The sequence below is a fragment of the Caulobacter flavus genome (assembly GCF_003722335.1).
Lineage (GTDB): Bacteria > Pseudomonadota > Alphaproteobacteria > Caulobacterales > Caulobacteraceae > Caulobacter > Caulobacter flavus.
Genome location: NZ_CP026100.1, coordinates 1,387,197 through 1,414,105, shown reverse-complemented (window position 1 = coordinate 1,414,105; position 26,909 = coordinate 1,387,197). Strand labels below are relative to the sequence as shown.

Sequence of the window (26,909 nt, the reverse complement as noted above, 5' to 3'; positions counted from 1 at the left end):
AGAGCCTTCTAGCCCTTGGCGGCCTTCTCCACCGCCTCGATCACCAGGCCCTCGGTCAGCAGCTGGGGCAGGATGACCGGGGCGCCGCCGCCCTTGGGATAGACCAGATACAGCGGCACGCCCGCGCGACCGTGCTCGGCCAGGGCCGCGGCGATGGTCGCGTCGCGCCGGGTCCAGTCGGCTTTCAGCAGCACGGCGTCCTGGGCCTTGAAGGCGTCGGCCAGGCGCTGGCCGCCCAGGGCGGTCTTCTCGTTGACCTTGCAGGTCACGCACCAGTCGGCGGTGAAGTCGACCATCACCACCTTGCCTTCGGCCCGCAGCGCGGCGACGCGCTCGGGGCTCCAGGGTTCGGCGACGAGTCCGCGGCCGGCGAGTTCGGCGGTCTGCGGGCCCGAAGCGGCGGGAGCCGGCGCCTTCAGCGCGCCGATCGTCAGGGCGACGCCGCCGGCCAGGCCGACCAGGGCGAAGCCGAAGGCGACCAGCGGGCTCTTGCCGACGAAGCGGCGCGCTTCGCCAAGGCCATAGGCCCAGGCGGCGAAGGCGACCAGCACGGCGGCGGCCAGCAGCAGGGCAAGCGCCACCCCGCCGGCCTGCTGGCTGAACACCCAGACCAGCCAGGCGGCCGCGCCGTACATCGGAAACGCCAGGGCGTGCTTGAGCACGTCCATCCAGGCGCCGGGCCTGGGCAGCTTCTTCAACAGGCCCGGCGCGAAGGCCAGGATCACGAAGGGCGCGGCGAAGCCCAGGGCCAGCGCCAGGAACACCAAGAGGGCGAAGGCCGGCGGCTGGGTCAGGGCGAAGCCCAGGGCGCCGGCCATGAACGGCGCGGTGCAGGGGGCGGCGACGATCACCGCCAGGGCGCCGGTCAGGAAGGCGCCGGCCAGGCCCGAGCCGGCCGCGACGCCGCCCGCCGCGCCCTGGACGGCGCCGCCGACCTCGAACACGCCCGACAGGTTCAGCGCCACCAGCAGCATCAAGAGAGCCAGCACCGCCACCACCGCCGGCGACTGCAGCTGGAAGCCCCAGCCCACGGCCTGCCCGCCCGCGCGGACGGCGATCAGCAGGCCGGCCAGCGCCAGGAAGGTCGCCACGACGCCGGCAAGGAAAGCCAGGCCCTGGACACGGGTCTTGCCGGCGTCGTGGGCGTGGGCGGCCAGGCTGGCGGCCTTCATCGACAGCACCGGGAAGACGCAGGGCATCAGGTTGAGGATCAGGCCGCCGAGAAAGGCGAACAGCAGGGCGACCGGCAGGCCGCCGGCCAGGCCCGAGGCGGCGGCGTCACCACCGCCGGAGGCTTGCGAGCCGCCGGTCGAACCGGCGCCGGCAGCGGGCAGAGAGCCTAGCCCTACAGACCCCGCGGGCGTCTCGCCGGGCGTGGCGGTGATCTCGTAGGACCCGCCCTTCAGGGCCAGGACGCCGGAAAGCTCGGTCGGCGCTTCCGTCGCCTCGGGGCCGAAGTCGAAGCCGGCGGTCAGCGACAGGGTCAGGCCCTCGGGTCCCCGCTCGATCGCCTGCGGCGCGGCGTGGTCGATGGCCTTGCCCGAATAGGGGAAGAAATAGGCGTCGGCGAAGTCGGCGCCCTTCAGGGCCGGGCCGGTGACCGACAGCTTCAGGATCTCGCCGTCCTTCTTCCACGTCGCCTTGAGGCCGGCGGGCTTGGGCGCGGCGGCCAGCACCTTGGCGACCGTCCCGCCCCACTTGGGATCGGGCTGGGCGGGGCCGGCGACGACGGGCAGCGACAGGGTCACCACCGCGTCCTCGGGCACGCAGATCTCCTCGCAGACCAGGAAGGCGGCGGCGGCCTTCAGGGTCACGGTCTGCCCCGGCTTGGCCGAGGCGGGCACGGTGATCGGCACGGGCAGCAGCACTTCGTCGTGATAGGCGTAGTCCTGCAGCGGCCCCACGCGCACGCGCTCGGGCGTCGGCCAGACGATGTCGCCGGCGGTCCAGCCGGCCGGCAGGGTCCAGACGATCTTGGTGGCGTCGCCGGCGTCGCCGGGATTGCGCCAGTAGGTGTGCCAGCGCGGCTGGATCTTCTGGCGCAGGGCCACGAACACCGTCGAGCCGGGCACGGCGGCGGTTTCCTGGGAAACCAGCTCCACCTCGATATGGCCGGTCTTGACGACCTCGGCGCGCGCCGGCGCGGCGGCGGCGAGTAGGGCCAGCGGGGCCAGGACGGCGGCGAGGAACCTGCGCAACAGCATCGGCGACCTTGAGTGCTAAACGTACAGAGCGACACATGGCCCGTGCGCGCGCTCTCGACAACCTTCAAGGCGTCGTGGTCAGGTCGCTGATCTGCTTCGCCAGGAGAGCGCGCGTGCCGGCTTCGTTCGACGACATCCAGATCGGTCAGGTGGTGACGCTGGGGACGACGGTGGTGGACGGGCGGGCCCTGGAGGCCTTCATCGCCGCCTTCCAGCCCGGCTGGGACCCGGCGTCCGGGGCCCCCGACGCCATGGTCTTCGCCATCTGGACCCGGCTGGACGCCGACGCCAGCGCCGACTGGCCCCAGACCAAGCGGGTGGGCGTCGACGCCCTGCGCTGGCTGCGCAACCCGCCGGCGGGCGAGCTGCTGCGCGGCCGCATGACGGTAATGGGCAAGGATCCGGTCGGTGAGGGCAAGGGCATCGTCATCGCCCAGCAGGACCTGCTCGACGAGGCCGGGCGGTTGGTCTTCTCGTGCCTGACGCGGAGCATCTTCGCGCGTTAGTCGCGAGGCTTACCCCAGTAGGAGCGTATCCATGATCAAGACGCTGATGGCCGGCGCGATGGCCGCTTTCGCCTGCGCCGCCCCCGCCATGGCCCAGGACGACGAGATCGACCCCAAGACCGTGGATCTGGCCAGGCTGATCGCCTGCGAGACCTACGACGTGCCGACCTACAACACCGTGGCCTTCTGGCTGGCCGGGACCGAAGGCGCCGACGCCCGCAGGCACTTCGGCATGACCGAGGTGAAGTCGCCGAACTTCATGCTCAAGCAGTATCGCCTGGCCAGGCCGGTCCAGGTGTTTGGCCGCTCGACCAGCCTGATCGCCTTCAACAGCTCGGGCCCGATGGCGGTGCTCGACGAGGCCGACCCGCATGCGCTGGCCAAGGCACTGAAGATCGAGCCGGCGATCGACGTCCCGGCCAAGTTCATGGGCGAGCGGGTGATCGCGGAAAAGACCGAGACCGCCGACGGCCTGACCACTCAGACGCGGATCACGCTGAACGTGTCGACCGTCACCACCCATCCGGGCAAGACGCTGGCCGGCTGCAGCTACAAGATCGAAGTGCTTTAGGATGACGCTCCATGCTGGAGGCCTGGCGGCCGCGCTCCTGCTCGTCGCGGCCACGCCGGCCGCGGCCGAGACCCTGCTGACCCGCACGGTCGGCTGCAAGATCGGCGACGCCGAACTTCCGGGCCTGCTGGAAAGGCTGGCCGCAGAGGACCAAGGCATGAAGACGGCGGTCCAGCATCTGGCCGCCCCTTCCGGCGCCCTCTACCGCCTGGACAGGCCGGTCGACGCGCTCGGCCACGTCGCGCGGGAAATCTATCTCTCGCCGGGACGCATCGCCCTGGTCGTGGCCGGCCAGGATCTGGCGGCGGTGTCGGCGCGCCTGCGGTTGACGCCCGATCCCTACGGTCCGGCCGAACGGCGCATCGACGACACGCGCAAGATCGTCGCCTACGCGCTGCATCAGGCGCCGCTGGCGGGCAAGGTGCTGGTCGGATGCGAGTATGAGAGCCCCGTCGCGCAGGCGTGGCTCGCGCCGGACGACGCCGGGTTCTAGGCCGCCGTCGGGGTCGCGGTCTCGCGGGCCAGCAGCACGTGGACGGCGTCGGCCGAACGGGCCTGGCGCAGCTGTTCGCGCAGTTCGGGCTGGCGCAGCATGCGCGAGACGCGGGCCAGGGCCCGCAGGTGCTGGGTGTTGGCCTCGGGCGGGGCGAACAGGGCCAGGAACAGGTCGACCGGCTTGTCGTCAAGCGCGTCGAAGGCCACCGGGGTCTCCAGCCGCACGAAGACGGCGCGCACGCGGTCCAGGCCCGGCACGCGGGCATGCGGCAGGGCCACGCCCTGGCCGACGCCGGTGGAGCCGGCGGCCTCGCGTTCGACCAGCCCGTCCAGGGCGATGTCGGAATCGATGCCAAGCACGCGGCCGGCGAAGTCGGCGATGACGCCGAGAACCTGGCGCTTGTCCTTGGCGCTGACGCGCAGGGTCACCGCCCCGTGGTCCAGAAGATCGCCGATAGTCATGGACTTCAACTAGCTCGCTCTATGCCGGCCGCCGAAAGCTCGGCCGCCGCGGTCCCGAAACGCGCCGGGACCGCTTAGGCTCCAGCTAGCTCAAGGTCGAGCCGTTTCCGTTCAGCGGCTTGGTGCGCTCGGGGTCGATCCAGCCGATATTTCCGTCCGGCCGGCGGTAGACCACCGACAATCCGCCGTGGGCGGCGTTCCTAAACACGATTGCCTGGGACTCGGTCAAGTCCAGTTCCATGACAGCCATGGAAACGGTCATCGTCTTCAGCGAGGCCTGGGTCTCGGCGATCACCATGGCCGACGGGGCGCCGGCGGGGTGATCCTCCTCGATCGACCAGTCTTCGTCCTCGTGCTCGTCCTCGGGGGCGCGCAGCACGTAGAACGCGGCGTTCTCGGCCTGCTTGGCGACAGCCGCCTCGGTATGGCTCTTGAGACGACGCTTGTAGCGCCTTATGCGCGTCTCGATCTTGGCCAGGGCCTGGTCGAACGCCATGTGGGCGTCGCCGCCGGAGCCGTGGCTCAGAAGCTGCTGGCCCGAAGCCAGCTTTACCGAACAATCGACACGGAAGGCGTAGCCCTCCTTGCTGATCACGACGTCGGCGTCACCGCCTCGGTCGAAATACTTGCCGATGCTCAGGGCGATTTCGTCGGCGACTCGCGCTCGCAGAGCCTCACCAACGTCGACATGCTTGCCGGAGATTTGGACTTGCATGCCCTATCAACGCGCCGGTCCGGCGGCGGTGTCAAGCGGGAGGAAAACGGCCTCAGAAGAGTCCCGAAAAGACCCCGATCAGCCTCTTGACGGCGGCGGTCACGACACCAGCGCTGAGGAACAGCAGGGCGGCGCTGGCGGTCGCCATCAGATAGCCGAGCAGGGCCAGCAGGCCGTCGCGCTGCAGCAGGGCCAGGGCCAGCACGGCCACGGTCGCGCCAGGGGCAAGGTTTCCAAGGGGAATCGGCAGCACCAGCACCAGGGCCAGCAGGGTGCAGACCACGCCGATGAAGCGCTCGCCGCCGGCCGCGAACATGAAGCCGAGCCTCGGCCGCGTCACCACCTCCAGGCGGCGAAGAACGGGCGTGATGCGCCGAAAAAGCCCCCTTAGGTCGTCGCGCTTAAGGGGTTTTTCCACCAGCTTGCGGGGCAGCCAGGGCGCGTTGGCGCCCCAGGCGATCTGCGGCGCCAGCAGCAGGATGGGCAGCGACAGCAGGGTCGAGGAGCCGGGCGGCAAAGGCAGGCAGTTGAGCAGGCCGAACACCAGCAGCGTCGCCCCGAAGGCGCGGCTGTCGAAGGCTTCGAGCATCTGGCCGACGGTCAGCACCGGCCGCGGGTCCTCGCCGAACCCCTCGATCACGTCTGACAGCTTCTCGTCGGTCATTCCCGGCCCTGTTGCGCAGGCAGGTATAACGCAGGAGCGGCCAGAATCGCTTGCGCGAAAACGTCGCTGTTCAGCAGGCTTCCTTGATCAGCCGGCGACGCTCCACCGACGAGGGAATGCGCATGGCCTCGCGGTACTTGGCCACCGTGCGGCGGGCGATGTCGACCCCGGCCGCCTTCAGGATTTCCACGATCCGGTCGTCGGAATGGACGTCGGCCTCGCTGCGCTCGGCGTCGACCAGGCCCTTGATCTTGTGGCGGACGCTGGCGGCCGAGTGGGCTTCGCCGCCTTCCGACGACTGGATGGCCGAGGTGAAGAAGAACTTCAGCTCGAACACGCCGCGCGGGGTGGCGACGTACTTGTTGGAAGTGACCCGGCTGACCGTGCTTTCGTGCATGCCGATGGCGTCGGCGACGGTCTTCAGGTTCAGCGGCCGCAGGTGCTCGACGCCATAGGCCAGGAAGCCGTCCTGCTGGCGCACGATCTCGCTGGCCACCTTGAGGATGGTCTTGGCCCGCTGGTCGAGGCTTTTGACCAGCCAGTTGGCGCTGGCGAAGCTGTCGGAGACGAAGGTCTTCTCCTGGTCGCTGCGCGCGCCCTTGGAGACGCGGGCGTGGTAGCGCTGGTCGACCAGCACGCGCGGCAGGGTGTCGGTGTTCAGCTCGACGTGCCACATGCCGCCCAGCCCCTCGCGGACGTGGACGTCGGGCACCAGGGTCTGGGGCGGATCGCTGTGGAAGGCGGCCCCCGGACGGGGCGTCAGGCCGCGAACCTCGGCGATCATCTCGCGCAGGTCCTCGTCGTCGACGCCGCAGATCCTGCGCAGGGCGACGAGGTCGCGGCGCGCCAGCAGGTCCAGATTGTCGAGCAGGGCGGCGATGGCCGGGTCGTAGCGGTTGGCGTCGCGCAGCTGCAGCTCGAGGCACTCGCGCACGTCGCGGGCGGCCACGCCGCACGGCTCGAAGCCCTGGACGACCTTCAGCACGCCCTCGACGCGCTCCAGTTCGCAGCCCAGGCGCTGGGCGATTTCAAGAAGGTCGGCGCGCAGGTAGCCGGCGGCGTCGACGGCGTCGATCAGGATGGCGGCGATCGCCTCGTCGGCGGGCGACAGGCCGGCCAGGACCAGCTGGCCGTTCAGGTGCTCGGCGAGGGTCTCGGGACGGTTCAGGGCGCCTTCGAAATTGTCGTCGCCCTCGAAGCCGCCGCCGCCGCCGGCGCGCGACCAGTCGATCTGGCCGCCGGCGTGCTCGGCGCCGAAGCCCTCGCCATCGCCGGTGGCGCGCTCGCCGGGGCTGACGTCGTCGCCGGGCGCGTCCATCTCGCGGTTGGCCGAGGCGTCGGTGACGCTCTCCATGCCGAGGTTCTCGACGGCGCGTTCGGGCTCGCCGTCGCGCTCGACCTCGCGCTCGCTGTCGTCGCGCTGCAGCAGCGGGTTCTTTTCGAGCTCGGCCTCTACGAAGGCTTCCAGCTCGATGTTCGACAGCTGCAGAAGCTTGATCGCCTGCTGCAGTTGCGGAGTGATGACAAGGCCCTGGCCCTGCCGGATATCGAGTCTGGGGCTGAGCGCCAACGCGCCCTCCTGGCAAATCGAACGAAAGTTACGATCGCCATTGAAAGGCCGGTCTGGTTAACGGGGCGCGAACGCCAGCAAATATCGGGCCACTGCGACCATCCGTCCGCCAGAAAAGAAAAAGGCCTTGCGGAACAAGGCCTTTTTCGAGTCCGACGCGGCAAGCCGCCGCGCCGCGATCCTGTCCGAACCGTTTAATTCCGCTCGGCGAAGCTGTCGCCCAGGTAAACCCGGCGCACCTCGGGATTGTCGACGATCTCCTTGGGCGAGCCCTCGAACAGCACCTCGCCGGCGGCGATGATCGACGCCCGATCGACCATGTCCAGCGTCTCGCGGACGTTGTGGTCGGTGATCAGGATGCCGATGCCGCGGTTCTTGAGATAGTTCACGACCTCGCGGATGTCCGAGATCGCCAGCGGGTCGATGCCCGCGAACGGCTCGTCGAGCAGCATGAACGACGGTTCGCTGGCCAGGGCGCGGGCGATTTCGACGCGGCGACGCTCGCCGCCCGACAGGGCCACGGCCGGCGACTTGCGGATGTGGGTGATCCGCAGTTCCTCGAGGATGCTGGTCACGGTCTCGCGCGCCACGCGCTGGTTCTTCTGGCGCATCTCGACCACGGCCATGACGTTCTGCTCGACCGTCATGCCGCGGAAGATCGAGGCTTCCTGCGGCAGGTAGCCGACGCCCAGGCGGGCGCGCTGGAACATCGGCTGGGCCGTGATGTCCTCGCCGTCGAGATAGATCGAGCCGTAGTCGGCGGCGATCAGGCCGGTGACCATGTAGAAGGTCGTGGTCTTGCCGGCGCCGTTGGGACCCAGCAGGCCGACCACCTCGCCGCGCTTGAGACGCAGCGAGACGTTCTTGACGACCGGCCGATCGCCGAAGGTCTTGCCGACGCCGTCGACGTACAGGCCGTCCTCGGTCGAGCCGCCGCCCAGGGAGGTTAGGTGCATCACGGCTCTCAGGGCTTGGGCTTGCTGGCGTCGTCCGAGGTGCTCGGATAGACCACGGCGCGCACGCGGTTCTTCTTGCCCGCGCCCTTGGTGGTCGATTCCATCCGCACGTCGTTGGTCTTGGTGTTGACTACCATCCGGTCGCCGCGGGCCACGTCCTGGCCCTGGATGGCGATGACGTTGCCGGTCACCACGATGGTGTTGGAGGCGTAGTCGTAGGTCGCCCGGTCGCCGCGCACGGTCTGCTTGGGCGTGACGTAGAACACCTCGCCCTCGGCCTCGACCCGGTCGACGTTGCCGCAACCGTTGCCGTCGCCGCTCTTGGCCTTCTTCTGATTGTAGAGGGTCATCTTGGCGGCGCGCAGGCGCGAGGTCTCCTGCAGCACCTCGACGGCGCCGCGGAAGATCGTCTTGCACTGGCTGGAGATGGTCTCCTGCTCGTCGGCCGAAATGTCGACCGGCGCGCTGGAGCTGTTCTGCGCCAGGGCCGGAGCGGCCGAAAGCCCCCCAAGGAGGCTCGCGGCGATAGCGGCCGCCATTGCTCGTTTCATCGACCTCGCCCTCATCTGTCGCATCGTCCTGTCTAGTTCCCGTCGCCGTCGACGCGGTCCAGGCGCGTTTTCACGCCGCCCCGGAAAACGATGCGGTCGCCCTTGTCATATACGGAATAAGCGTTGGATTTCACCTGTCCTGTGGGGCCTTCGCCCTGCAGCAGGGTTTCGCCGGTGATCACGCCCGTCTTGGTGTCGACGAAAGCCTCGTCCGACGCGAAGCGATAGCCGCCCCCGTCGTCCATGCGCACGTCGCCGCGCAGCACGAGCTTGAGGGTGTCCTCGCGATAGACGCCGTTCTTGGAGGTGACCCGGGTGGGCTTGGGCTCGTCAGTGCCCAGCGTCAGGGTCGGGTCGTCCAGCAGCACGCGCTTGAGGTCGGCGTCGTCGCGGATCGCCGAGCGGGCGGTGATCAGGAAGGCACGGCCTTCGCTGGACTGGCCGTAGAAGCGCGGGTTCAGCATGCGGATCTGGGCCTGCGGCCTTTCGGGCGCGCGCTCGGCGGCGGTCACCGTGCGCCAGATCACCTGGCCGGCGGACGCGCCCAGCAGGCCAAGGATGGCCACCGGCAGCAGCAGGCGCGCGCCGCGGACCAGGCGCGAACGACGGCGCCAGCGCCGCAGATCGCGCTTGAAGCCGCCTCTCATCGCCACGTCCGCCACCGGTCGTCTCTCCCTTAAGCGTGCGCGAAGATGTCGACGTCTTCCCAGCCGGCCAGGTCGAGCGCGGCGCGGTGGGGCAGATAGTCGAAGGCGGCCTGGGCCAGGGCCATGCGGCCCTCGCGCACCAGCATGGCGTTCAAACGCTCGCGAAGGCCGTGCAGATGCAGCACGTCAGAGGCCGCGTAGGCCACCTGCTCGGGGCTCAGCGAATCGGCGCCCCAGTCCGAGCTCTGCTGAGCCTTGGACAGTTCCACGCCCATCAGTTCGCGCGTCACGTCCTTGAGGCCGTGGCGGTCGGTATAGGTGCGGGCGAGCTTGGAGGCGATCTTCGTGCAGTACACGGGCGCGGTCATGACGCCCAGATGCAGCAGGAACATGGCGATGTCGAAGCGGCCGAAGTGGAAAAGCTTCAGCACGCCGGGATCGGCCAGCAGCTTCTTCAGGTTCGGCGCGTGATAGGTCGAGCGGTCCAGGCGCACCACGTGGGCGTCGCCGTCGCCGGACGACAGCTGCACCACGCAGAGCGGATCGCGCCCGAGGCGCAGGCCCATGGTTTCCGAATCGATGGCGATCGCGGTCGCCCCGGCGAACACGCCGTCGGGCAGGTCGCCTTCATGAACAAAGCTGGCCAAGTGTCTTTCGTCTCCACGCGTCGGCGTCGTCGCGACCGGCGCCGCTCCGACGTCTTATAGTGGAGCGTCGGCGATGCACGCCAGATGAACGGAGTATCTATTGTAAGGAAAGCTTGGCGCCACCCGCTCGTCGCATGCTTGCGAGAGGGGTGGTGCCCAGGAGAGGACTCGAACCTCCACGACCTTTCGGTCACTGGCACCTGAAGCCAGCGCGTCTACCAATTCCGCCACCTGGGCCCGCGGCGCAACCCGTTGGGCCGCTGCGAGGCCGGGACGTTTATGCAAAGGTTCTGGCGGCGTCAATCGCATTTCTCACTTTTCTTGCGAACATCCCCAGGCTCGTCTAATCCCCCCTTCATCGCAGCGACGAGGAATGAAGATGCAGGGTCTGGTCACGGTGTTCGGCGGCTCGGGCTTCGTAGGAAGCCAGGTGGTGCGCGCCCTCGCCAAGTCGGGCTATCGCGTGCGCGTGGCCGTGCGTCAGCCCAATCTGGCCTATCGCATGCGCATGCTGGGCGACGTCGGCCAGATCGAGGTGATCCAGGCCAATGTGCGCAACGCCCCGTCGGTGGCCCGCGCGCTGGAAGGCGCCGAAGCGGCCGTCAACTTGGTGGGCGTGCTGTGGGAAAGCGGCCGCCAGCAGTTCCAGAGCCTGCACGCCATGGGCGCCAAGACCGTGGCCGAACAGGCCGCCGCCGCCGGCGTCAAGCGCCTGGTGCAGGTCTCGGCCATCGGCGCGGACGCCGATTCGGACGCCAAGTACGCCCGCACCAAGGCCGAGGGCGAAGCCGCCGTCCGCGCGGCCTTCCCGACCGCCACCATCGTGCGCCCGTCGATCGTGTTCGGCCAGGACGACAAGTTCTTCAACAAGTTCGGCCAGATGGCCGCCAGCGCCCCGGCCCTGCCGCTGGTCGGCGGCGGCGCCACCAAGTTCCAGCCGGTGTTCGTCGGCGACGTCGCCGCGGCCATCGCCAAGATCATCGCCACGCCGGGCGCCGAAGGCCAGACCTTCGAGCTGGGCGGCCCGACCGTCTACACCTTCAAGGAACTGCTCGAACTGGTGCTGACCGAGACCGGCCGCGCCCGCGTGCTGGCGCCCCTGCCCTGGCCGCTCGCGGGCCTCGTGGGCAAGCTGGGCGACATCCAGGCCTCGATCCTGCCGCTGGACCCGCCGCTGACCACCGACCAGGTCGCGCTGCTGAAGGCCGGCGACAACGTCGTCGCGCCGGGCGCCAAGGGCCTGGCCGACCTGGGCGTGATCCCCACGGCCGTCGAGGCCGTCGTGCCGTCCTACCTCTACCGCTACCGCAAGGGCGGCCAGTACGCCCCGACCCCGGCCGGCGCGTTCTAGACGCCGACAGAGGGCAGAAACGACAAAACCCGCGCCGGTCGCCCGGCGCGGGTTTTTCTTTGGCTCGCGCCGAGCGGATCAGCGCGGGATGTACAACAGGGCCAAGCCGACGACGCCGACGGCGATGCGCCAGTAGGCGAACGGCGCGAAGCCGTGGCGGGTGATGAAGTTCAGCACCGTCTTGACCACGAACACCCCCGAGATCAGCGCCGCCACGAAGCCCAGGCCGATGACGCCCATGTCCTTGGTGCTGAGCAGGTCGATGTTCTTGTAGAGGTCGTAGGCGAAGGCGCCGGCCATGGTCGGCATCGCCAGGAAGAAGCTGAACTCGGCGGCCGAGCGCTTGTCGCACTTGAACAGCAGGGCGCCGGCGATGGTCGCCCCCGAGCGCGAGACGCCGGGCACCAGGGCCAGGCACTGGAAGAGGCCGATGATGAAGGCCGTCTTCAGCGGATATTCGGCCACGTCGGTGTGCCTGGGCTCGAACTTCATGCGATCCAGACCGAGCAGGATGAAGCCGCCGACGATCAGGGTGGCGCAGACCAGGGTCGGGCTCTCGTAGAGCACGGTCTTGATGAAGTCGTGGGCCAGCACGCCGACGAACACCGCCGGCAGGAAGGCCAGCAGGATGCCCGCGACGAAGCGTCGCGATCCCGGATTGGTCGGCAGGGTGGTCAGCAGCCCCCAAAGGCGGCCGAAATAGACGCTGGTGATCGCCAGGATTGCCCCCAGCTGGATCAGCACCTGGAAGGTGTTGCCCGGGCTGTGGAAGCCCAGGAAGTGGCCGACCAGCAGCAGGTGCCCGGTCGACGAGACGGGAATGAACTCGGTCAGGCCCTCGATCAGGCCCAGCACGATCGCGATCAGCCAATCCGGCATGTCATTCCCTTGTGTAACAAGCCCTTGCGAGCGGAAACGGGCGTGCGCCCGACACGGTAAAAAAAGGGTTTATCCAAAAAGTGGACCAATTTAGGGCATATCTGCGAGTCGCTCGCAATGACCCCGCCCTCGTCACGGATATATTTGTCCAATAATTTTACCACCGCATTCTTATTGCCCTGAAGAGTCCGTATGAGGCGCTCGAAAGCAAATTTTTCCCCGGCAACGGGGGCGAGGGAAGCGCATGGCCGAGCGCATGTTGAAATTCACGACCGTCGCGCGTCGCACGCCCGAAAAGCGGGCGGCCGAAGAGCGTAACGGCGACTTTCACGAGATCTACGCCGACTTCATCGACGCCAAGGCCACCGAGCAGGCCTCGCGCTGCTCGCAATGCGGCGTGCCGTACTGCCAAACCCACTGCCCGCTGCACAACAACATCCCCGACTGGCTGCGGATGACCGCCGAAGGCCGGCTGGAGGAAGCCTACGCCCTGTCGCAGGCCACCAACTCCATGCCCGAGGTCTGCGGCCGCATCTGCCCGCAGGACCGCCTCTGCGAAGGCAACTGCGTCATAGAGCAGTCGGGTCACGGCACCGTGACGATCGGCTCGGTCGAACGCTACCTGACCGACAAGGCCTGGGAGATGGGCTGGGTGAAGCCGCTCGTCGCCGGTCCCGAACGCGGCCAGTCGATCGGCGTCGTCGGCGCGGGCCCCGCGGGCCTGGCCGCCGCCGAAAAGCTGCGCGAGCAGGGCTACGCCGTCACCGTCTACGACCGCCACGACCGCGCCGGCGGCCTGCTGATCTACGGCATCCCCGGCTTCAAGCTGGAGAAGGACGTCGTCGAGCGCCGCACGAGCCGCCTGGCCGAAGGCGGCGTCGAGTTCAAGCTCGGCTTCGAGGTCGGCAAGGACGCCACCCTGGAAGACCTGCGCAGCCGACACGACGCGGTGCTGATCGCCGTCGGCGTCTACGCCGCGCGCGACCTGACCGTGCCGGGCTCGGGCGACAAGGGCGTGGTGGCCGCGCTCGACTACCTGATCGCCTCCAACAAGAAGACCCTGGGCGACGACGTCCCGGCCTACGACAGCGGCGAGCTGAACGCGGAAGGCAAGGACGTGGTCGTGGTCGGCGGCGGCGACACCGCCATGGACTGCGTGCGCACGGCCATCCGCCAGGGCGCGACCTCGGTCACCTGCCTCTATCGCCGCGACAAGGCCAACATGCCCGGCTCGCTGCGCGAAGTGGCCAACGCCGAAGAAGAAGGCGTCACCTTCGAGTGGCTGGCCGCCCCTCGCGCCCTGTCGGGCGACGCCAATGCGGTGACCGGCGTGCGCGCCATCCGCATGCGCCTGGGCGCCCCGGACGCCTCGGGCCGTCGCAGCCCCGAGGAGATCCCCGGCGGCGACTTCGACCGTCCGGCCCAGCTGGTGGTCAAGGCGCTGGGCTTCGAGCCCGAGAACCTGCCGCAGACCTGGTCGGCGCCCGAGCTGAAGACCACCCGCTGGGGCACGGTCAAGGCCGACGTCCGCAACCAGATGACCAATCTCGACGGCGTGTTCGCCGCCGGCGACATCGTTCGCGGCGCCTCGCTGGTGGTGTGGGCGATCAAGGACGGCCGCGACGCCGCCGATGCCATCCACCGCTACCTGAAGGCCAAGGCCGGCGCTCCCGCGCTGATCGCGGCGGAATAAGAGAGAGGACTTCGAGACCATGAGCGAGATCGACCTCTATCTGAAGAACCGCCAGGCCCTCATCGACGGCCACGCCTACGACCCGACCACCGAACGCGACGCCTGCGGCGTGGGCCTGGTCTGCGCCATCGACGGCCAGCCGCGCCGCGAAGTCGTCGAACTGGCGATCAAGGCCCTCAAGGCCCTGTGGCACCGCGGCGCGGTGGACGCCGACGGCAAGACCGGCGACGGCGCCGGCGTGCTCGTCTCGGTTCCGCAGGACTTCTTCATCGACCAGGTGCGCCGCACCGGCCACGCCCTGCGTCCCGGCCCCATCGCCGTCGGCCAGATCTTCCTGCCCCGCACCGACCTGGGCGCCCAGGAAGCCTGCCGCACGATCGTCGAGGCAGAGGCCCTGCGCTTCGGCTTCTACATCTATGGCTGGCGCCAGGTGCCGGTCGACACCTCGGTGATCGGCGAGAAGGCCAACGCCACCCGTCCGGAAATCGAGCAGATCATGCTGGCCCCGCCGGCCGGCCTGGAGGGCGAGGCTCTGGAACGCGCCCTGTTCCTGTGCCGCAAGCGCATCGAAAAGCGCGTGCACGCCCAGAACATCAGCGACTTCTACATCTGCTCGTTCTCGGCCCGCTCGCTGATCTACAAGGGCATGTTCCTGGCCGAGTCGATCGACGAGTTCTATCCGGACCTGAAGGACGAGCGCTTCGCCGCCGCCGTGGCGATCTTCCACCAGCGCTACTCGACCAACACCTTCCCGCAGTGGCGCCTGGCCCAGCCCTTCCGGATGCTGGCCCACAACGGCGAGATCAACACGATCAAGGGCAACATCAACTGGATGAAGTCCCACGAGATCAAGATGGCGGCCGACGCCTTCGGTGAGTTCGGGGACGACGTGAAGCCGGTGATCCAGCCCAGCGGCTCGGACAGCGCCAGCCTGGACAACACCTTCGAGGTGCTGGTCCGCGCCGGCCGCGACGCGCCGATGGCCAAGGCGCTTCTCGTGCCCGAGGCGTCCAACCCGAACATGAGCGACGAGCACAAGGCGCTCTATTCGTACTGCAACGCCGTGATGGAGCCCTGGGACGGCCCGGCCGCCCTGTGCGCCACCGACGGCCGCTGGGTCGTGGCCGGCAAGGACCGCTCGGGCCTGCGTCCGCTGCGCGTGGCCTACACCGACGACGGCCTGGTGATCATGGGCTCCGAAGCGGGCATGTGCGGCGTCGAGGAAAGCCGCATCACCCGGAAGCTGGCCATCGCGCCGGGCCGGATGATCGCCATCGACCTGAGCGAGGGCAAGCTCTACGGCGAGGACGAAATCGTCGACGAACTGGCCGGCCGCCACCCCTATACCGAGTGGCTGGGCAACATGGTCGATCTCGAAAAGGAGATCGCGCCCGGTCCCGAGCCCCGCGCCTACGGCCGCGAGGAGCTGACCCGCCGCCAGGCCGCCGCCGGCTATTCGCTGGAAGACCTGGAAATGATCCTCGCCCCGATGGTCGAGGACGGCAAGGAAGCCGTCGGCTCGATGGGCGACGACACGCCGCTGGCGGTGCTGTCGGAGAAGTACCGGCCGCTCAGCCACTACTTCCGCCAGAACTTCAGCCAGGTGACCAACCCGCCGATCGACCCCCTGCGGGAGACCGGCGTCATGAGCCTGAAGACCCGCTTCAAGAACCTGGGCAACATCCTGGCCCAGGACGCCGCGCAAGCCGACGTGTACGTGCTGGAAAGCCCGGTGCTGACCACCGGCATGTACATCCGCATCCGCGAACTGCTGGGCGAGAAGAACGTCGCGGTCATCGACTGCACCATGCCGTTGCCCGCCGAGGAAGCCCGCGCCGGCGACGCCCTGCGCGCCAACCTCGACCGCATCCGCGCCGAGGCCGAGGACGCCGTGCTGCGCGGCTGCGGCGCCATCGTCCTGACCGACGAGGCCAGCGACGAGGGTCGCGTCGGCCTGCCGATGATCCTGGCCACCGGCGGCGTGCACGCCCACCTCGTGGCCAAGGGCCTGCGCTCGTACGTCTCGCTGGTCGTGCGCTCGGCCGAGTGCCTGGACACGCACTACTTCGCGGTGCTGGTCGGCGTCGGCGCCACGGCGGTCAACGCCTACCTAGCGCAGGAAAGCTTCCAGGACCGCCTGGAGCGCGGCCTGGCCGGCGACCGGACGCTGCGCGACGTGTGCCTGAACTTCAAGGGCGCCATCGAGGGCGGCCTGCTGAAGATCATCTCCAAGATGGGCATCAGCGTCATCAGCTCGTACCGCGGCGGCTACAACTTCGAAGCCGTCGGCCTGTCGCGCGCCCTGGCCGCCGAGTTCTTCCCCGGCATGCCCTCGCGCATCTCGGGCATCGGCCTGGCCGGCATCGAGACCAAGACCGTCGAGCTGCACCGCAAGGCCTGGGCCCTGTCGGCCGTCACCCTGCCGGTCGGCGGCCTCTACAAGTCGCGCCGCTCGGGCGAGGCCCACGCCTTCGAGGCGCGCCTCATGCACACCCTGCAGAGCGCCTGCGACACCGGCGACTACGAGCTCTATCGCCGCTGGTCCTCGGGCCTGCGCACCCAGAAGCCGATCCAGCTGCGCGACCTGCTGGACTGGCGCTCGGACCGCAATCCGATCTCGACCGACGACGTCGAGAGCGTCAACGAGATCCGCAAGCGCTTCGTCACGCCGGGCATGAGCCTGGGCGCCCTCTCCCCCGAGGCGCACGGCGCGCTGAACATCGCCATGAACCGCATCGGCGCCCGCTCTGTGTCGGGCGAGGGCGGCGAGGACTCGGCCCGCTACAAGCCGCTGCCCAACGGCGACAACCCCAACAGCGCCATCAAGCAGGTGGCCTCGGGCCGCTTCGGCGTCACCGCCGAGTACCTGAACCAGTGCGTCGAGCTGGAGATCAAGGTCGCCCAGGGCGCCAAGCCCGGTGAAGGCGGTCAGCTGCCCGGCTTCAAGGTCACCGAGATGATCGCCCGCCTGCGTCACTCGACGCCCGGCGTGATGCTGATCAGCCCGCCGCCGCACCACGACATCTACTCGATCGAGGACCTGGCGCAGCTGATCTACGACCTGAAGCAGATCAATCCGATCGCCCGGGTCACGGTGAAGCTGGTCGCGGCCACCGGCATCGGCGCCATCGCCGCCGGCGTGGCCAAGGCGAAGGCCGACGTGATCCTGGTCGCCGGCGGCGTCGGCGGCACGGGCGCCTCGCCCCAGACCTCGGTGAAGTACGCCGGCGGTCCGTGGGAGATGGGCCTGTCGGAAGCCAACCAGGTGCTGACGCTGAACAACCTGCGCCACTCCGTGGTCCTGCGGGCCGACGGCGGCATGCGCACGGGCCGCGACGTGGTCATCGCCGCGATGATGGGCGCCGAGGAGTTCGGCATCGGCACCGCCTCGCTGGTGGCGATGGGCTGCATCATGGTGCGCCAGTGCCACTCCAACACCTGCCCGGTCGGCGTCTGCACGCAGGACGAAAAGCTGCGCGCCAAGTTCACCGGCACCCCGGACAAGGTGGTGAACCTGTTCACCTTCGTGGCCGAGGAAGTGCGCGAGATCCTGGCGGGCCTGGGCTTCAAGAGCCTGCAGGAAATCGTCGGCCGCACCGACCTCTTGGCGCAGGTGTCGCGCGGCGGCGAGCACCTCGACGACCTCGACCTGAACCCGCTGCTGGTTCGCGCCGATCCGGGCGCCAACAAGCCGTACAACACGGTCGTGGGGCGCAACGCGGTGCCGGACACGCTGGACGCCCAGATCGTGCGCGACGCCGCCCCGCTGCTGGAGCGCGGCGAGAAGATGCAGCTGACCTACACGGTCCGCAGCACGGCGCGCACCATCGGCACCCGCACCTCGAGCCACATCGTCCGCAAGTTCGGCATGAAGGGCCTGCCCGCCGGCCACCTGACCGTCCAGCTCAAGGGCTCGGCCGGCCAGAGCCTGGGCGCCTTCGCCGTGCAGGGCCTGCGCATCGAACTGACCGGCGAGGCCAACGACTATGTCGGCAAGGGCCTGTCGGGCGCGACGATCGTGATCAAGCCTCCCCGGGGCCTCGCGGCGCCGGAGACCAACACCCTGATCGGCAACACCGTGCTGTTCGGGGCGACCTCGGGCCGCCTGTTCGCGGCCGGCCAGGCCGGCGAGCGCTTCGCCGTCCGCAACTCGGGCGCCACCACGGTGGTCGAGGGCTGCGGCGCCAACGGCTGCGAATACATGACCGGCGGCCAGGTGGTGATCCTGGGCCCGACGGGCGGCAACTTCGGGGCCGGCATGACCGGCGGCATGGCCTTCGTGCTCGACCAGCACGACCGGTTCTCGGCCAACTACAACCCCGAGAGCATCCTCGTGCAGCGCCTGGCCTCGCCCTACTGGGAAGGCGTGCTGCGCTCGCTGATCGCCGAGCACGCCCGCGAGACGGACTCGGCCTTCGCCGAGAGCCTGCTGCGCGACTGGGACCGTGCCCGCGACCTCTTCTGGCAGGTCTGCCCGAAGGAAATGGTCAGCCGCCTGCCCCAGCCGCTGGCGGCCGAGGAAGCGGTTCACGAGCGGGCCTAAGGCCCGCCCGCAACGAGATCCGTCGCCTTCTTCCGGGGCGACGGCCGCGCGGCGCGCCTCCCAGCCCGCCGCACGACGAGGGGAGCGCTCCGGCCCGAGCGCTCCCCTTTGTTGTTTCAAACGCCGTGCGTCCTTCGAGGCCCGCTGCGCGGGCGCCTCAGGATGAGGAGGTCAGTGCAATAGCGTCCTCATCCTGAGGTGCGAGCCACAGGCGAGCCTCGAAGGACGCACGGCCTCAGCCCTCCGCCCCCACATACCGCGCCCGGGGCCGGATCAAGCGCCCCGTCCTCGACTGTTCCAGCGCGTGGGCCAGCCACCCCGCCGTCCGCCCCACGGCGAACAGCGCGAAGGGGGCGTCGTCGGGCAGCTTCAGGGTCCGCGCCAGGGCGACCAGGGCGAAATCGATGTTGGCCGCCTGCCCCGTGGCGGCGACCACCGCCTCGTGAAGCGCGGCCATGTCGGCCGACGGTGCGAACGCCGCCAGCAGCGCCGCCGCGCGCGGATCACCGTCAGGATAGAGCGGGTGGCCGAAGCCCGGCGGCGGCGCGCCCTGGTCCAGGCGGACAGCGACCGCCTGCTCCGCGCCCTCCCTCTTCGCGTCGCGGGTCAGGGCTTCGACCCGGGCGGCCATGCCGCCGTGCAGCGGTCCCGACAGGGCTGACAGCCCGGCCAGCGCCGAAGCCGCCAGCGACGCGCCGGTCGAGGCGGCCACCCGGGCGGCGAAGGTCGAGGCGTTGAGCTCGTGGTCGGCCAGCAGCACCAGCGCCCGGCGCACCAGGTCGCCGCCGGCCGCGTCGAGGCGCCAGGCGGCCGCCAGCCGCTGATGGATCAGGCCCTCGCCCGTCCGCCCCGCCACCGCGTCGGCGACCAGATCGAGCAGACCGGCCGCCTCCTGGGCCAGCATCAGCGGGGCGCGGCCCCGGGCCGGGCGATCCTCGCCGGCGCGGGCGGCCAGATCGGCGAACAGGCGGGCGCGGATGGTCGGGGCCGGACTGGGGGCGTGCGTGGGCGCGGCGGCCTGCGCCGCGTCGTCCCGCAGCAGGCGGCCGACCGCTTCGAAGCTTTCCGTCCGCGCCAGCTCCGCGGCGTCGCGGCCGCGATACCATAGCCGTCCCGCCCGCACGGTGGTGATGGCCGAGGCCAGCACCGGTTCGCCCCAGGCGATGGCCTCGGCGGCGACGTCGGCGGCCTTGCGCCCTCGGGCCTTGCGCCTGGCCAGGGCGGCGACGTCGGAGGCGCGATAGAGGCTGCGGCGCGGATCGCCGGGATGGGCGTGAGCCTCGATCCGGCCCCGACTGACATAGGCGTAGAGCGTCTGGGGGCGCACGCCGAGCCGCGCCATCGCCTGGTCCGCATCGAGCCAATCGTCCGCCATTCATATTGATTATATTGATCAAGATTGACGATCAAGGCGCTCGGGAGATGACTGAGGGCGAAAGGAGACCTCTCCATGGTCCAAGTTTCCGCCGGCCTCGAAGGCGTGATCGCCGCCGCCACCGTGCTTTCCGACGTCGACGGCCAAGCCGGACGCCTGACCATCCGCGGCTTTCCCGTCGAGGACCTGGCCGGTCGCGCCCGTTTCGAGGACGCCGTCCACCTGCTGTTCGACGGCTTCTTCGACGACCTGCCGACCGACCTGGCGCCGGCCCTGGGCGCAGCGCGCGTGCGGGTTTTCCAGGAAGTCGCCGCGCTGGACGACGCCCTGGCCGCCCGCGATCCCTACGACGCCATGCGCGCCCTGCTGGCCCGCCTGCCGGACGGCGAGACCGCCCACGACGCCCTAGCGCTGGCCGTCGCCCCGGCTGTGTTCACCGCCGCGACCCTGCGCCGGCGCCAGGGCCTGGAGGCTGTCGCGCCCGATCCCGCCCTGCCCCACGCCGCCGACTTCCTGCGGATGCTGCGAGGCGCGCCGGCGACCGACGGCGAGGCCCGGGCGCTGGACGCCTATCTGGTCACCGTCTGCGACCACGGCCTCAACGCCTCGACCTTCGCCGCGCGGGTGGCGGCCTCGACCCGCGCGGGCCTGGGCTCGGCGGTGCTGGCGGGGCTGTCGACGCTGAAGGGGCCGCTGCACGGCGGGGCGCCGGGCCCGGTGATCGACATGCTCGACGCCATCGGCACGGCGGACAACGCCATCCCCTGGCTGGAGGCCGCCCTGGACGCCGGCGAGCGGCTCATGGGTTTCGGCCATCGCATCTATCGCGTCCGCGACCCCCGCGCCGACGCCCTGAAGGCCGCTCTCTCGCGGCTGTCGCGGTCGGCCGGCGCCCTGCCCGGCCGGCTGGCCCTGGCCGAGGCGGTGGAGCGCGCCGCGCTCGACATCCTGAGCCGGCGCAAGCCCGACCGTCCGCTGGAGACCAATGTCGAGTTCTACACCGCCCTGCTGCTGGAGGCGCTGGGCCTTCCGCCGGAGGCCTTCACCTGCGTGTTCGCCGCCGGGCGCACCGCCGGCTGGATCGCCCACGCCCGCGAGCAGCAGGCCAGCGGCAAGCTCATTCGTCCGCAGTCGGTCTATGTGGGGCCGCGCCCCAAGGCGGCGGCCTGACGGCCGCTGCCCGCAGCCTGCGCAAAATTGTTGCGAAAGACACACATGAGAGCGAAAGCACATATCGAAGTTCGCTGAACTTGACACATTTTTGACCGCCGATTCACCTTCAGCGCGAGCGAATCCGTAGTTCAACCTTGACCATACGGATGTCGCAGCAAGAGGGACGGCATGAACCGCATCGGCCAAGGACTTCTTTCGCTATTTCTGACTTCCGTCGCGGCCGCGCCGCTGGCGGCCCACGCCCAGACTCCCGCGGACACCGACGTCGAGGGCGTCGTGGTCACCGGCTCGCGCATCCGCGTCAGCCCGCTCGACAAGACCCAGACCGTCTTCCAGATCGACCAGGAGGCGATCGCCAAGACCGGCCTGACCTCGATCGTCGACGTGCTGCAGCGCGTGCCGGCCGCCGGCGGCGGCCTCAATTCCAAGTTCAACAACTCGGGCAACTTCGGCAACCCGCCCGACGGCGGCGGCGTGGGCGCCGGCTCGGCCGAGATCGACCTGCGCTACCTAGGCTCGCGCCGGGCGCTGGTGCTGGTCGACGGCCAGCGCTGGGTCAGCGGGGCCTCGGCCTCGGGCGTGCCGGGGGCGGTCGACCTCAACACCATCCCCAGCGCCATGATCCGCAATGTCGAGATCCTGCAGGAGGGCGCCTCGCCGATCTACGGCTCGGACGCCATCGCCGGGGTGGTCAACATCATCACCCGCGAGCGCCAGCAGGGCCTGGAGCTGTCGGCCCAGGCCGGCGGCTACGGCGAGGGCGACGGCTTCTCGCAGGACTACAACGTCTCGTGGGGGGCCTCGGAGGGCAAGACCAGCATCGTGGTCGGGGGCGGCTACTTCAAGCAGAAGAGCGTGCTGTCGGCCGACCGCGACATCTCGCTCTATCCCAGCCCCTATGGAACCTCGTGCCTGTCGGGCGGCTGCTCGTCGGGCACGCCGCTGGGCCGGTTCATCGTCAGCGACCCCAACACCGGCGCCGACATGGACCTGACCCTGAAGGCGGCCCTGGCCGCCGGGGTGCGGCCGACCTACACGCCGCTGGATCCCACGGGCGCGGGCAGCAGCTTCCGCAACTTCGCCGGCGACGCCGACCGTTTCAACTTCCAGCCCTACAACTACATCGTCACCCCGTCCGAGCGGGTCAGCCTGTTCGGCGCGGTGACCCACGACTTCACCGACAGCGTGAAACTGAAGGTTCGCGGCAGCTACGTGCAGCGCAAGTCGGCCAACCAGGCGGCCCCGATCCCGCTGTTCGTCGGCCCCGACGCCGGCAACGGCAACCTGCTCGACACCGTCTCGATCGACGCCACCAACCCCTACAATCCGTTCGGCTTCACCCTGACCAGCGGCACCTACGCCTTCGTCGGCCGGCGGATGATCGAGGCCGGGCCGCGCCACTACGCCCAGACCGTCGACACCTGGAACGTCAACGCCACCCTGTCGGGCGACTGGGCCGTGGGTTCGAAGCGCTGGTACTGGGACGTGGGCTACACCGCCTCGCGCAACCACGCCGAACAGAGCTTTACCGGCAACCTGAACGCCGCCCGCGTGCAGCAGGCCCTGGGTCCGATCGCGAACTGCACCGGCTCGTGCGTGCCGCTGAACATCTTCGGCGGCGTCGGCTCGATCACGCCGGAGATGCTGGCCTTCGTCGGCTTCACCCAGCAGGACGTCTCGCAGCAGGAACTGCACGACTTCACCGCCAACCTGACGGGCGACCTGTTCGAGCTGCCGGCCGGGCCGCTGGCCTTCGCCGCTGGCTACGAGCACCGGCAGACCAAGGGCTACTTCCAGCCCGACGCCATCGTCGCCGCCGGCCTGTCGGCCGACATCCCGGCCCAGCCGGCCAAGGGCGAGATCAAGGTCGACGAGGCCTATCTGGAACTGCGCGCCCCGCTGCTGGCCGACCTGCCGCTGATCCACCGGCTGGAGATCTCGGGCGCGGGCCGCTGGTTCGACTATTCCAGCTCCGGCTCGGACTCGATCTACAAGGCCGGCCTCAACTGGCGGCCGACGGAAGACGTGCTGGTGCGCGCCTCCTGGGGCCAGGGCTTCCGGGCCCCGTCGATCGGCGAGCTCTACGGCGCGGCCTCGCGCTTCGACCAGGAGATCACCGATCCCTGCTCGGACATGCTGGGCCTGGCGGGCGGAACCCCGGCCAGCGCCACGGTGCGGGCCAACTGCGTCGCCGCCGGCGTGCCGGCCAGCGGATCCTACGTGCAGCTCAATCCGCAGCTGTCGGTGATCACCAGCGGCAACGACACGCTGAAACCCGAGACCAGCGAGAGCAAGAACTTCAGCATCGTCTGGGAGCCCAAGGCCCTGAAAGAAGCCAGCTGGGCCAGCGGCGGCTCGATCGAGCTGGCCTATTCCGACATTCAGCTGGACTCGGCGATCCAGGCGCTGTCGGGGGAAAGCCTGCTGTCGCGCTGCGCCGAACTGGCCGACGCCCTGGCCTGCTCGACCATCACCCGCACCGCTTCGGGCCAGGTGGCGGCGATCACCAACCCGCTGATCAACATCGGCGGCATCCAGACCCGGGCCATCGACCTGAACCTGCTGTGGTCCTCGCCCGACTACAGCTTCGGGCGCCTGTCGGTGCGGTCGTACTCGACCTTTCTGCTGGAGTTCACCGAGATCGTGCCGACAGCCACGGGCTTCACCGAGATTCCACGCGAGGGCACCGAGCGCGGCAGCCCCGACCAGGCCTATCCGAAGACCAAGTCGACCTTCACCGTCGACTGGGACTGGAAGAGCTGGGGCGCCAGCGCCTCGGCCCGCTACCTGTCGTCGGTCAAGGAGACCCAGGCCGCCGACGCCAAGCTGGCGTCGCGCACCTATGTCGACGCCCAGCTGCGCTGGAAGCCCGACTTCCTGGGCGAGACCACCGCAGTGGCCTTCGGCGTCAACAACCTGTTCGACAAGGACCCGCCGGGCTGCATCAGCTGCGGCCTCAACAACTTCGACCCCAACGCCTATGACGCCCCGGGGCGCTACTTCTACTTCCGTCTGACCTATCGCCAGTAGGGTCTTAAACTCGGGCGCGGTCGTGCTACGCCTAGAATCATGACCGCGCCCGCCGCCACCGCCGCCGAGCATCAGGCCCTCACCCGCCGGATCACCGCCCTGTCGGTGGGCACGGCCGCCATACTGATCGTCATCAAGGGCGGCGCCTGGATCGCCAGCGGCTCGCTGGCCATGCTGGCGTCGCTGGCGGACTCGGGGCTGGACCTCGTCGCCTCGCTGATCACCTTCTTCGCCGTGCGCTACGCGGCCGAGCCGCCGGACGCCGAGCACCGCTTCGGCCACGGCAAGGCCGAGGCCTTCTCCAGCCTGATCCAGGCGGGCCTGGTGTTCGCCTCCGCCGCCCTGATCGGCCGCGAGGCGATCGGCGGACTGATGAACCCCAAGCCGGTCGAGCACGGTATCTGGGGCGTGGGGGTGATGGTCGTCTCGATCGTTCTGACCCTGGCCTTGATCCGCGCCCAGGCGGCCGTGATGGCCCGCACCCGCTCGGTGGCGGTGGCCGGCGACCACGCCCACTACGCCGCCGACCTCGCCTCGAACGCCGTCACGCTGGCCGGTCTGGCCGCCGTCGCCCTGCTGGGCTGGGCCTGGGTCGACGCCGCCGCCGGCCTGCTGGTCGCCGCCTGGCTGCTGTGGGGCGCGGTGGGGGTGCTGCGCCAGGCCGCCGACCAGCTGATGGACCACGAGCTGCCGGTCGAGGACCGCGAGGCGATCCTGGCCCTGCTGACCGACGACGCCCGCGTCGGCGGCGTCCACCAGTTGCGCACCCGCGCGGCCGGCCCGCACATCCACGTCCAGGGCCACATGGACCTGGCCGCCGGCCAGAGCCTGGCGCAGGCCCACGCGATCATGAGCGCGGCCGAGGACCGGGTGAAGGCGGCCTTCCCGACGGCCGACGTGCTGCTGCATCCCGATCCGAGGCACTGATCCTCCCCCTCCGGGGGAGGTGTCGGCGAAGCCGACGGAGGGGGATGGCGCGGCGCCGGCAAACGTCGGGGGAAGCTGAAAACGCCCCCCCTCCGGCCCTGCGGGCCACCTCCCCCAGAGGGGGAGGATCTCGCACCTCTTGCTCTCTCGCCGCGATGCGCCCAATTAGCGGCCTTCTCCCCACCGACGAGCCCTCTTCCATGGACGACACCCTGGCCCGCCTGCCCGACGCCTTTTCCGGCAAGACCGTGCTGGTGCTGGGCGACGTCATGCTCGACCGGTTCGTCTATGGCGCGGTGGACCGCATCTCGCCGGAAGCGCCGGTGGCGGTGATCGCCATCGAGCGGGAAACCACCATGCTGGGCGGGGCCGGCAACGTGGCCCGCAACGTCGCCGCCCTCGGGGGCCGGGCGGTGCTGGCCGGGCTGATCGGCGACGACGACGCCGGCCGCGCCGTGGCCGCCCTGGTCGAGCGTGAGCCGGGCCTGGAAAGCGCCCTGGCCGTCGATCCCGACCGCCGCACCACCGAGAAGACCCGCTATGTGGCCGCGTCACACCAGATGCTGCGCGCCGACCGCGAGGACCGGCATCCGGCCGACCAGGCCCTGGTGCTGGCGGTTTTCGAGGCCGTCCTGCCCTCGGCCGACGTCGTGGTGCTGTCCGACTACGCCAAGGGCGTGCTGACGCCGCAGGTGCTGGCCGCCGCCATCGCCGCCGCCCGCGCCGCCGGCAAGCCGGTGATCGTCGATCCCAAGAGCCGCGACCTGGCGCGCTACGACGGCGCCACGGTGATCAAGCCCAACCGCCGCGAGGCCGCCGAGGCCACGGGCGTGGCCGGCGCCGACGACGAGGCGGCCGAAGCGGCCGGCGAGGCGATCCTTGCGGCCGCTCCCAACCTTTCGGCCGCCCTGGTCACCCGCGGCGCGGCCGGCATGACCCTGTCGCAGCGCGGCGCGGCCCACGTGCACCTGCCGGCCAGCGCGCTGGAGGTGTTCGACGTCTCGGGCGCCGGCGACACCGTGGCCGCCACCCTGGCCCTGTCGCTGGCCGCCGGCGCCGACCTGCCCGCCGCCGCCCGCCTGGCCAACGCCGCCGCCGGCCTGGTGGTGGCCAAGCTGGGCACCGACGTCGTCACCGCCGCCGAACTGAAGGCCGTGCTGGCCGGCGCCCACGGCGATCCCGGCCAGGAGAAGATCGCCAACCGGGCCCGCATGCTGGAGATCGTCGCCGGCTGGCGCGCGCGCGGCCTGTCGGTGGGCTTCACCAACGGCTGCTTTGATCTGCTGCACCCCGGCCACGTCTCGCTGCTGGCCCAGGCCAAGGCCGCCTGCGACCGCCTGGTGCTGGGCCTCAACACCGACGCCTCTGTCCAGCGCCTGAAGGGCCCGACCCGCCCGGTGCAGAAGGAAGACGCCCGCGCCGCGGTGCTGGCCTCTCTGTCGGCCGTCGACCTCGTCACCCTGTTCGACGAGGAGACGCCGCTGGACCTGATCACCGCCATCAAGCCGGATGTTCTGGTCAAGGGCGCCGACTACACGGTCGAGACCGTGGTCGGCTCGGACGTGGTGCTGGCCAACGGCGGCCGGGTGGTGCTGGCCGACCTGAAGGCCGGCCAGAGCACCACGGCGCTGATCGCGCGGGCGAATAGCTGATCCTTCTCCCCCTTTTGGGAGCAGGCGCTGGCGGACGGATTAGGAAATCAGGACGATCCCCAATCCGTAAAATCCCCGCGAAAGCGGGGACCCAGGTGTTTTATCGTCGAGCGCGGCGCGTTTCAGAAAAAGCCTGGGTCCCCGCTTTCGCGGGGATTTTACGGGTAGAGAGCTCTGAGAGCCCCCTCACCCGACCTGCTTTGCAGGCCACACTCTCCGATAAGGGGAGAGGGGTCATGGGTTTCGCCCCCCAAAAGCGCCCATTCGGCCGAATAGTCCTTGCCCGGCAATATCTTGT

The 26,909-nt window shown here is 69.9% G+C and carries 21 protein-coding genes and 1 tRNA gene; 10 read left to right on the top strand and 12 right to left on the bottom strand.

All coding sequences use genetic code 11. The features are described 5' to 3' along the window. Positions 1–8 precede the first annotated feature (8 nt). The gene (locus C1707_RS06760; RefSeq protein ID WP_101711091.1) at positions 9–2,204 is read right to left on the bottom strand and encodes a protein-disulfide reductase DsbD family protein; all 2,196 of its coding nucleotides are present in this window, start codon (positions 2,202–2,204) and stop codon (positions 9–11) included. A gap of 113 nt (positions 2,205–2,317) precedes the next feature. Between C1707_RS06760 and C1707_RS06755 the strand changes: the two genes are divergently transcribed. The 3 genes from C1707_RS06755 to C1707_RS06745 are packed head-to-tail and all read left to right on the top strand — an operon-like array spanning position 2,318 to position 3,774. Beyond that, the gene (locus tag C1707_RS06755; RefSeq protein ID WP_101711092.1) at positions 2,318–2,710 is read left to right on the top strand and encodes a hotdog family protein; all 393 of its coding nucleotides are present in this window, start codon (positions 2,318–2,320) and stop codon (positions 2,708–2,710) included. A 31-nt stretch (positions 2,711–2,741) separates the two neighbouring features. Further along, positions 2,742–3,281 carry a hypothetical protein gene (locus tag C1707_RS06750; RefSeq protein ID WP_101711093.1) on the top strand — a complete coding sequence of 180 codons (540 nt, stop codon included), beginning with the start codon at positions 2,742–2,744 and terminating at the stop codon, positions 3,279–3,281. A 1-nt stretch (position 3,282) separates the two neighbouring features. Then, positions 3,283–3,774, top strand: a complete 492-nt coding sequence (locus C1707_RS06745; RefSeq protein WP_101711094.1) for a hypothetical protein — start codon at positions 3,283–3,285, stop codon at positions 3,772–3,774. On the opposite strand, the gene ptsN is transcribed toward C1707_RS06745, so the two are convergent. The 9 genes from ptsN to C1707_RS06700 form a co-directional block, all read right to left on the bottom strand. Next, complete coding sequence (gene ptsN, locus C1707_RS06740) at positions 3,771–4,238, bottom strand: PTS IIA-like nitrogen regulatory protein PtsN (RefSeq protein WP_101711095.1); 468 nt, start codon at positions 4,236–4,238, stop codon at positions 3,771–3,773. The genes C1707_RS06745 and ptsN overlap by 4 nt on opposite strands. An 85-nt stretch (positions 4,239–4,323) precedes the next feature. Continuing rightward, complete coding sequence (hpf, locus tag C1707_RS06735) at positions 4,324–4,953, bottom strand: ribosome hibernation-promoting factor, HPF/YfiA family (RefSeq protein WP_101711096.1); 630 nt, start codon at positions 4,951–4,953, stop codon at positions 4,324–4,326. 52 nt (positions 4,954–5,005) lie between these two features. Further along, positions 5,006–5,617, bottom strand: coding sequence for an exopolysaccharide biosynthesis protein (locus C1707_RS06730; protein ID WP_101711097.1), 612 nt, complete (start codon positions 5,615–5,617; stop codon positions 5,006–5,008). 70 nt (positions 5,618–5,687) lie between these two features. Further along, positions 5,688–7,187 carry an RNA polymerase factor sigma-54 gene (rpoN, locus tag C1707_RS06725; protein ID WP_101711098.1) on the bottom strand — a complete coding sequence of 500 codons (1,500 nt, stop codon included), beginning with the start codon at positions 7,185–7,187 and terminating at the stop codon, positions 5,688–5,690. A 194-nt stretch (positions 7,188–7,381) separates the two neighbouring features. Beyond that, complete coding sequence (gene lptB, locus C1707_RS06720; protein ID WP_101711099.1) at positions 7,382–8,143, bottom strand: LPS export ABC transporter ATP-binding protein; 762 nt, start codon at positions 8,141–8,143, stop codon at positions 7,382–7,384. Between the two features lie 8 nt (positions 8,144–8,151). Next, a complete protein-coding gene (locus C1707_RS06715; protein ID WP_338032095.1) occupies positions 8,152–8,682 on the bottom strand; it encodes an LptA/OstA family protein in 531 nt (176 codons plus the stop codon). Between the two features lie 44 nt (positions 8,683–8,726). Then, complete coding sequence (gene lptC / locus C1707_RS06710; protein WP_338032094.1) at positions 8,727–9,356, bottom strand: LPS export ABC transporter periplasmic protein LptC; 630 nt, start codon at positions 9,354–9,356, stop codon at positions 8,727–8,729. 14 nt (positions 9,357–9,370) lie between these two features. Continuing rightward, complete coding sequence (locus C1707_RS06705) at positions 9,371–9,988, bottom strand: ribonuclease D (protein ID WP_101711101.1); 618 nt, start codon at positions 9,986–9,988, stop codon at positions 9,371–9,373. Positions 9,989–10,138: 150 nt separating this feature from the next. After that, positions 10,139–10,225, bottom strand: a tRNA-Leu gene (locus tag C1707_RS06700). A 142-nt stretch (positions 10,226–10,367) separates the two neighbouring features. On the opposite strand from C1707_RS06700, the gene C1707_RS06695 reads away from it, so the two are divergent. Next, positions 10,368–11,339 carry a complex I NDUFA9 subunit family protein gene (locus tag C1707_RS06695; protein WP_101711195.1) on the top strand — a complete coding sequence of 324 codons (972 nt, stop codon included), beginning with the start codon at positions 10,368–10,370 and terminating at the stop codon, positions 11,337–11,339. Positions 11,340–11,417: 78 nt separating this feature from the next. Here the strand turns inward: C1707_RS06695 and C1707_RS06690 are convergent, their stop codons facing one another. Beyond that, positions 11,418–12,218, bottom strand: a complete 801-nt coding sequence (locus tag C1707_RS06690; RefSeq protein ID WP_101711102.1) for an undecaprenyl-diphosphate phosphatase — start codon at positions 12,216–12,218, stop codon at positions 11,418–11,420. A 244-nt stretch (positions 12,219–12,462) separates the two neighbouring features. Between C1707_RS06690 and C1707_RS06685 the strand changes: the two genes are divergently transcribed. After that, positions 12,463–13,911: an NAD(P)-dependent oxidoreductase gene (locus C1707_RS06685; protein ID WP_101711103.1), complete on the top strand. Its 1,449-nt coding sequence runs from the start codon at positions 12,463–12,465 to the stop codon at positions 13,909–13,911. 19 nt (positions 13,912–13,930) lie between these two features. Beyond that, positions 13,931–18,454 carry a glutamate synthase large subunit gene (gene gltB, locus C1707_RS06680; protein WP_101711104.1) on the top strand — a complete coding sequence of 1,508 codons (4,524 nt, stop codon included), beginning with the start codon at positions 13,931–13,933 and terminating at the stop codon, positions 18,452–18,454. 235 nt (positions 18,455–18,689) lie between these two features. Here gltB and C1707_RS06675 read toward each other — a convergent pair whose 3' ends face one another. Then, positions 18,690–19,829, bottom strand: a complete 1,140-nt coding sequence (locus C1707_RS06675; protein ID WP_101711105.1) for a citrate synthase family protein — start codon at positions 19,827–19,829, stop codon at positions 18,690–18,692. A 75-nt stretch (positions 19,830–19,904) separates the two neighbouring features. Between C1707_RS06675 and C1707_RS06670 the strand changes: the two genes are divergently transcribed. From C1707_RS06670 to rfaE1, 4 genes are all read left to right on the top strand, one after another. Further along, positions 19,905–20,999, top strand: a complete 1,095-nt coding sequence (locus C1707_RS06670; protein ID WP_101711106.1) for a citrate synthase/methylcitrate synthase — start codon at positions 19,905–19,907, stop codon at positions 20,997–20,999. A 171-nt stretch (positions 21,000–21,170) separates the two neighbouring features. After that, on the top strand, positions 21,171–24,032 hold the full coding sequence (locus C1707_RS06665) for a TonB-dependent receptor domain-containing protein (protein WP_101711107.1): 2,862 nt from the start codon (positions 21,171–21,173) through the stop codon (positions 24,030–24,032). A 39-nt stretch (positions 24,033–24,071) separates the two neighbouring features. After that, positions 24,072–24,959, top strand: a complete 888-nt coding sequence (locus tag C1707_RS06660) for a cation diffusion facilitator family transporter (protein WP_101711108.1) — start codon at positions 24,072–24,074, stop codon at positions 24,957–24,959. Between the two features lie 200 nt (positions 24,960–25,159). Then, positions 25,160–26,611: a D-glycero-beta-D-manno-heptose-7-phosphate kinase gene (gene rfaE1 / locus C1707_RS06655; protein WP_101711109.1), complete on the top strand. Its 1,452-nt coding sequence runs from the start codon at positions 25,160–25,162 to the stop codon at positions 26,609–26,611. Positions 26,612–26,909 lie beyond the last annotated feature (298 nt).

Coding starts and splice junctions, on each gene's coding strand:
- C1707_RS06690 (WP_101711102.1), bottom strand. CDS start 12,218: ATGCCGGATTGGCTGATCGCGATCGTGCTGGGCCTGATCGAGGGCCTG.
- C1707_RS06660 (WP_101711108.1), top strand. CDS start 24,072: ATGACCGCGCCCGCCGCCACCGCCGCCGAGCATCAGGCCCTCACCCGC.
- C1707_RS06730 (WP_101711097.1), bottom strand. CDS start 5,617: ATGACCGACGAGAAGCTGTCAGACGTGATCGAGGGGTTCGGCGAGGAC.
- C1707_RS06675 (WP_101711105.1), bottom strand. CDS start 19,829: ATGGCGGACGATTGGCTCGATGCGGACCAGGCGATGGCGCGGCTCGGC.
- ptsN (WP_101711095.1), bottom strand. CDS start 4,238: ATGACTATCGGCGATCTTCTGGACCACGGGGCGGTGACCCTGCGCGTC.
- C1707_RS06695 (WP_101711195.1), top strand. CDS start 10,368: ATGCAGGGTCTGGTCACGGTGTTCGGCGGCTCGGGCTTCGTAGGAAGC.
- rfaE1 (WP_101711109.1), top strand. CDS start 25,160: ATGGACGACACCCTGGCCCGCCTGCCCGACGCCTTTTCCGGCAAGACC.
- C1707_RS06665 (WP_101711107.1), top strand. CDS start 21,171: ATGAACCGCATCGGCCAAGGACTTCTTTCGCTATTTCTGACTTCCGTC.
- C1707_RS06670 (WP_101711106.1), top strand. CDS start 19,905: ATGGTCCAAGTTTCCGCCGGCCTCGAAGGCGTGATCGCCGCCGCCACC.
- hpf (WP_101711096.1), bottom strand. CDS start 4,953: ATGCAAGTCCAAATCTCCGGCAAGCATGTCGACGTTGGTGAGGCTCTG.
- lptB (WP_101711099.1), bottom strand. CDS start 8,143: ATGCACCTAACCTCCCTGGGCGGCGGCTCGACCGAGGACGGCCTGTAC.
- C1707_RS06760 (WP_101711091.1), bottom strand. CDS start 2,204: ATGCTGTTGCGCAGGTTCCTCGCCGCCGTCCTGGCCCCGCTGGCCCTA.
- gltB (WP_101711104.1), top strand. CDS start 13,931: ATGAGCGAGATCGACCTCTATCTGAAGAACCGCCAGGCCCTCATCGAC.
- C1707_RS06745 (WP_101711094.1), top strand. CDS start 3,283: ATGACGCTCCATGCTGGAGGCCTGGCGGCCGCGCTCCTGCTCGTCGCG.
- C1707_RS06685 (WP_101711103.1), top strand. CDS start 12,463: ATGGCCGAGCGCATGTTGAAATTCACGACCGTCGCGCGTCGCACGCCC.
- C1707_RS06715 (WP_338032095.1), bottom strand. CDS start 8,682: ATGGCGGCCGCTATCGCCGCGAGCCTCCTTGGGGGGCTTTCGGCCGCT.
- C1707_RS06750 (WP_101711093.1), top strand. CDS start 2,742: ATGATCAAGACGCTGATGGCCGGCGCGATGGCCGCTTTCGCCTGCGCC.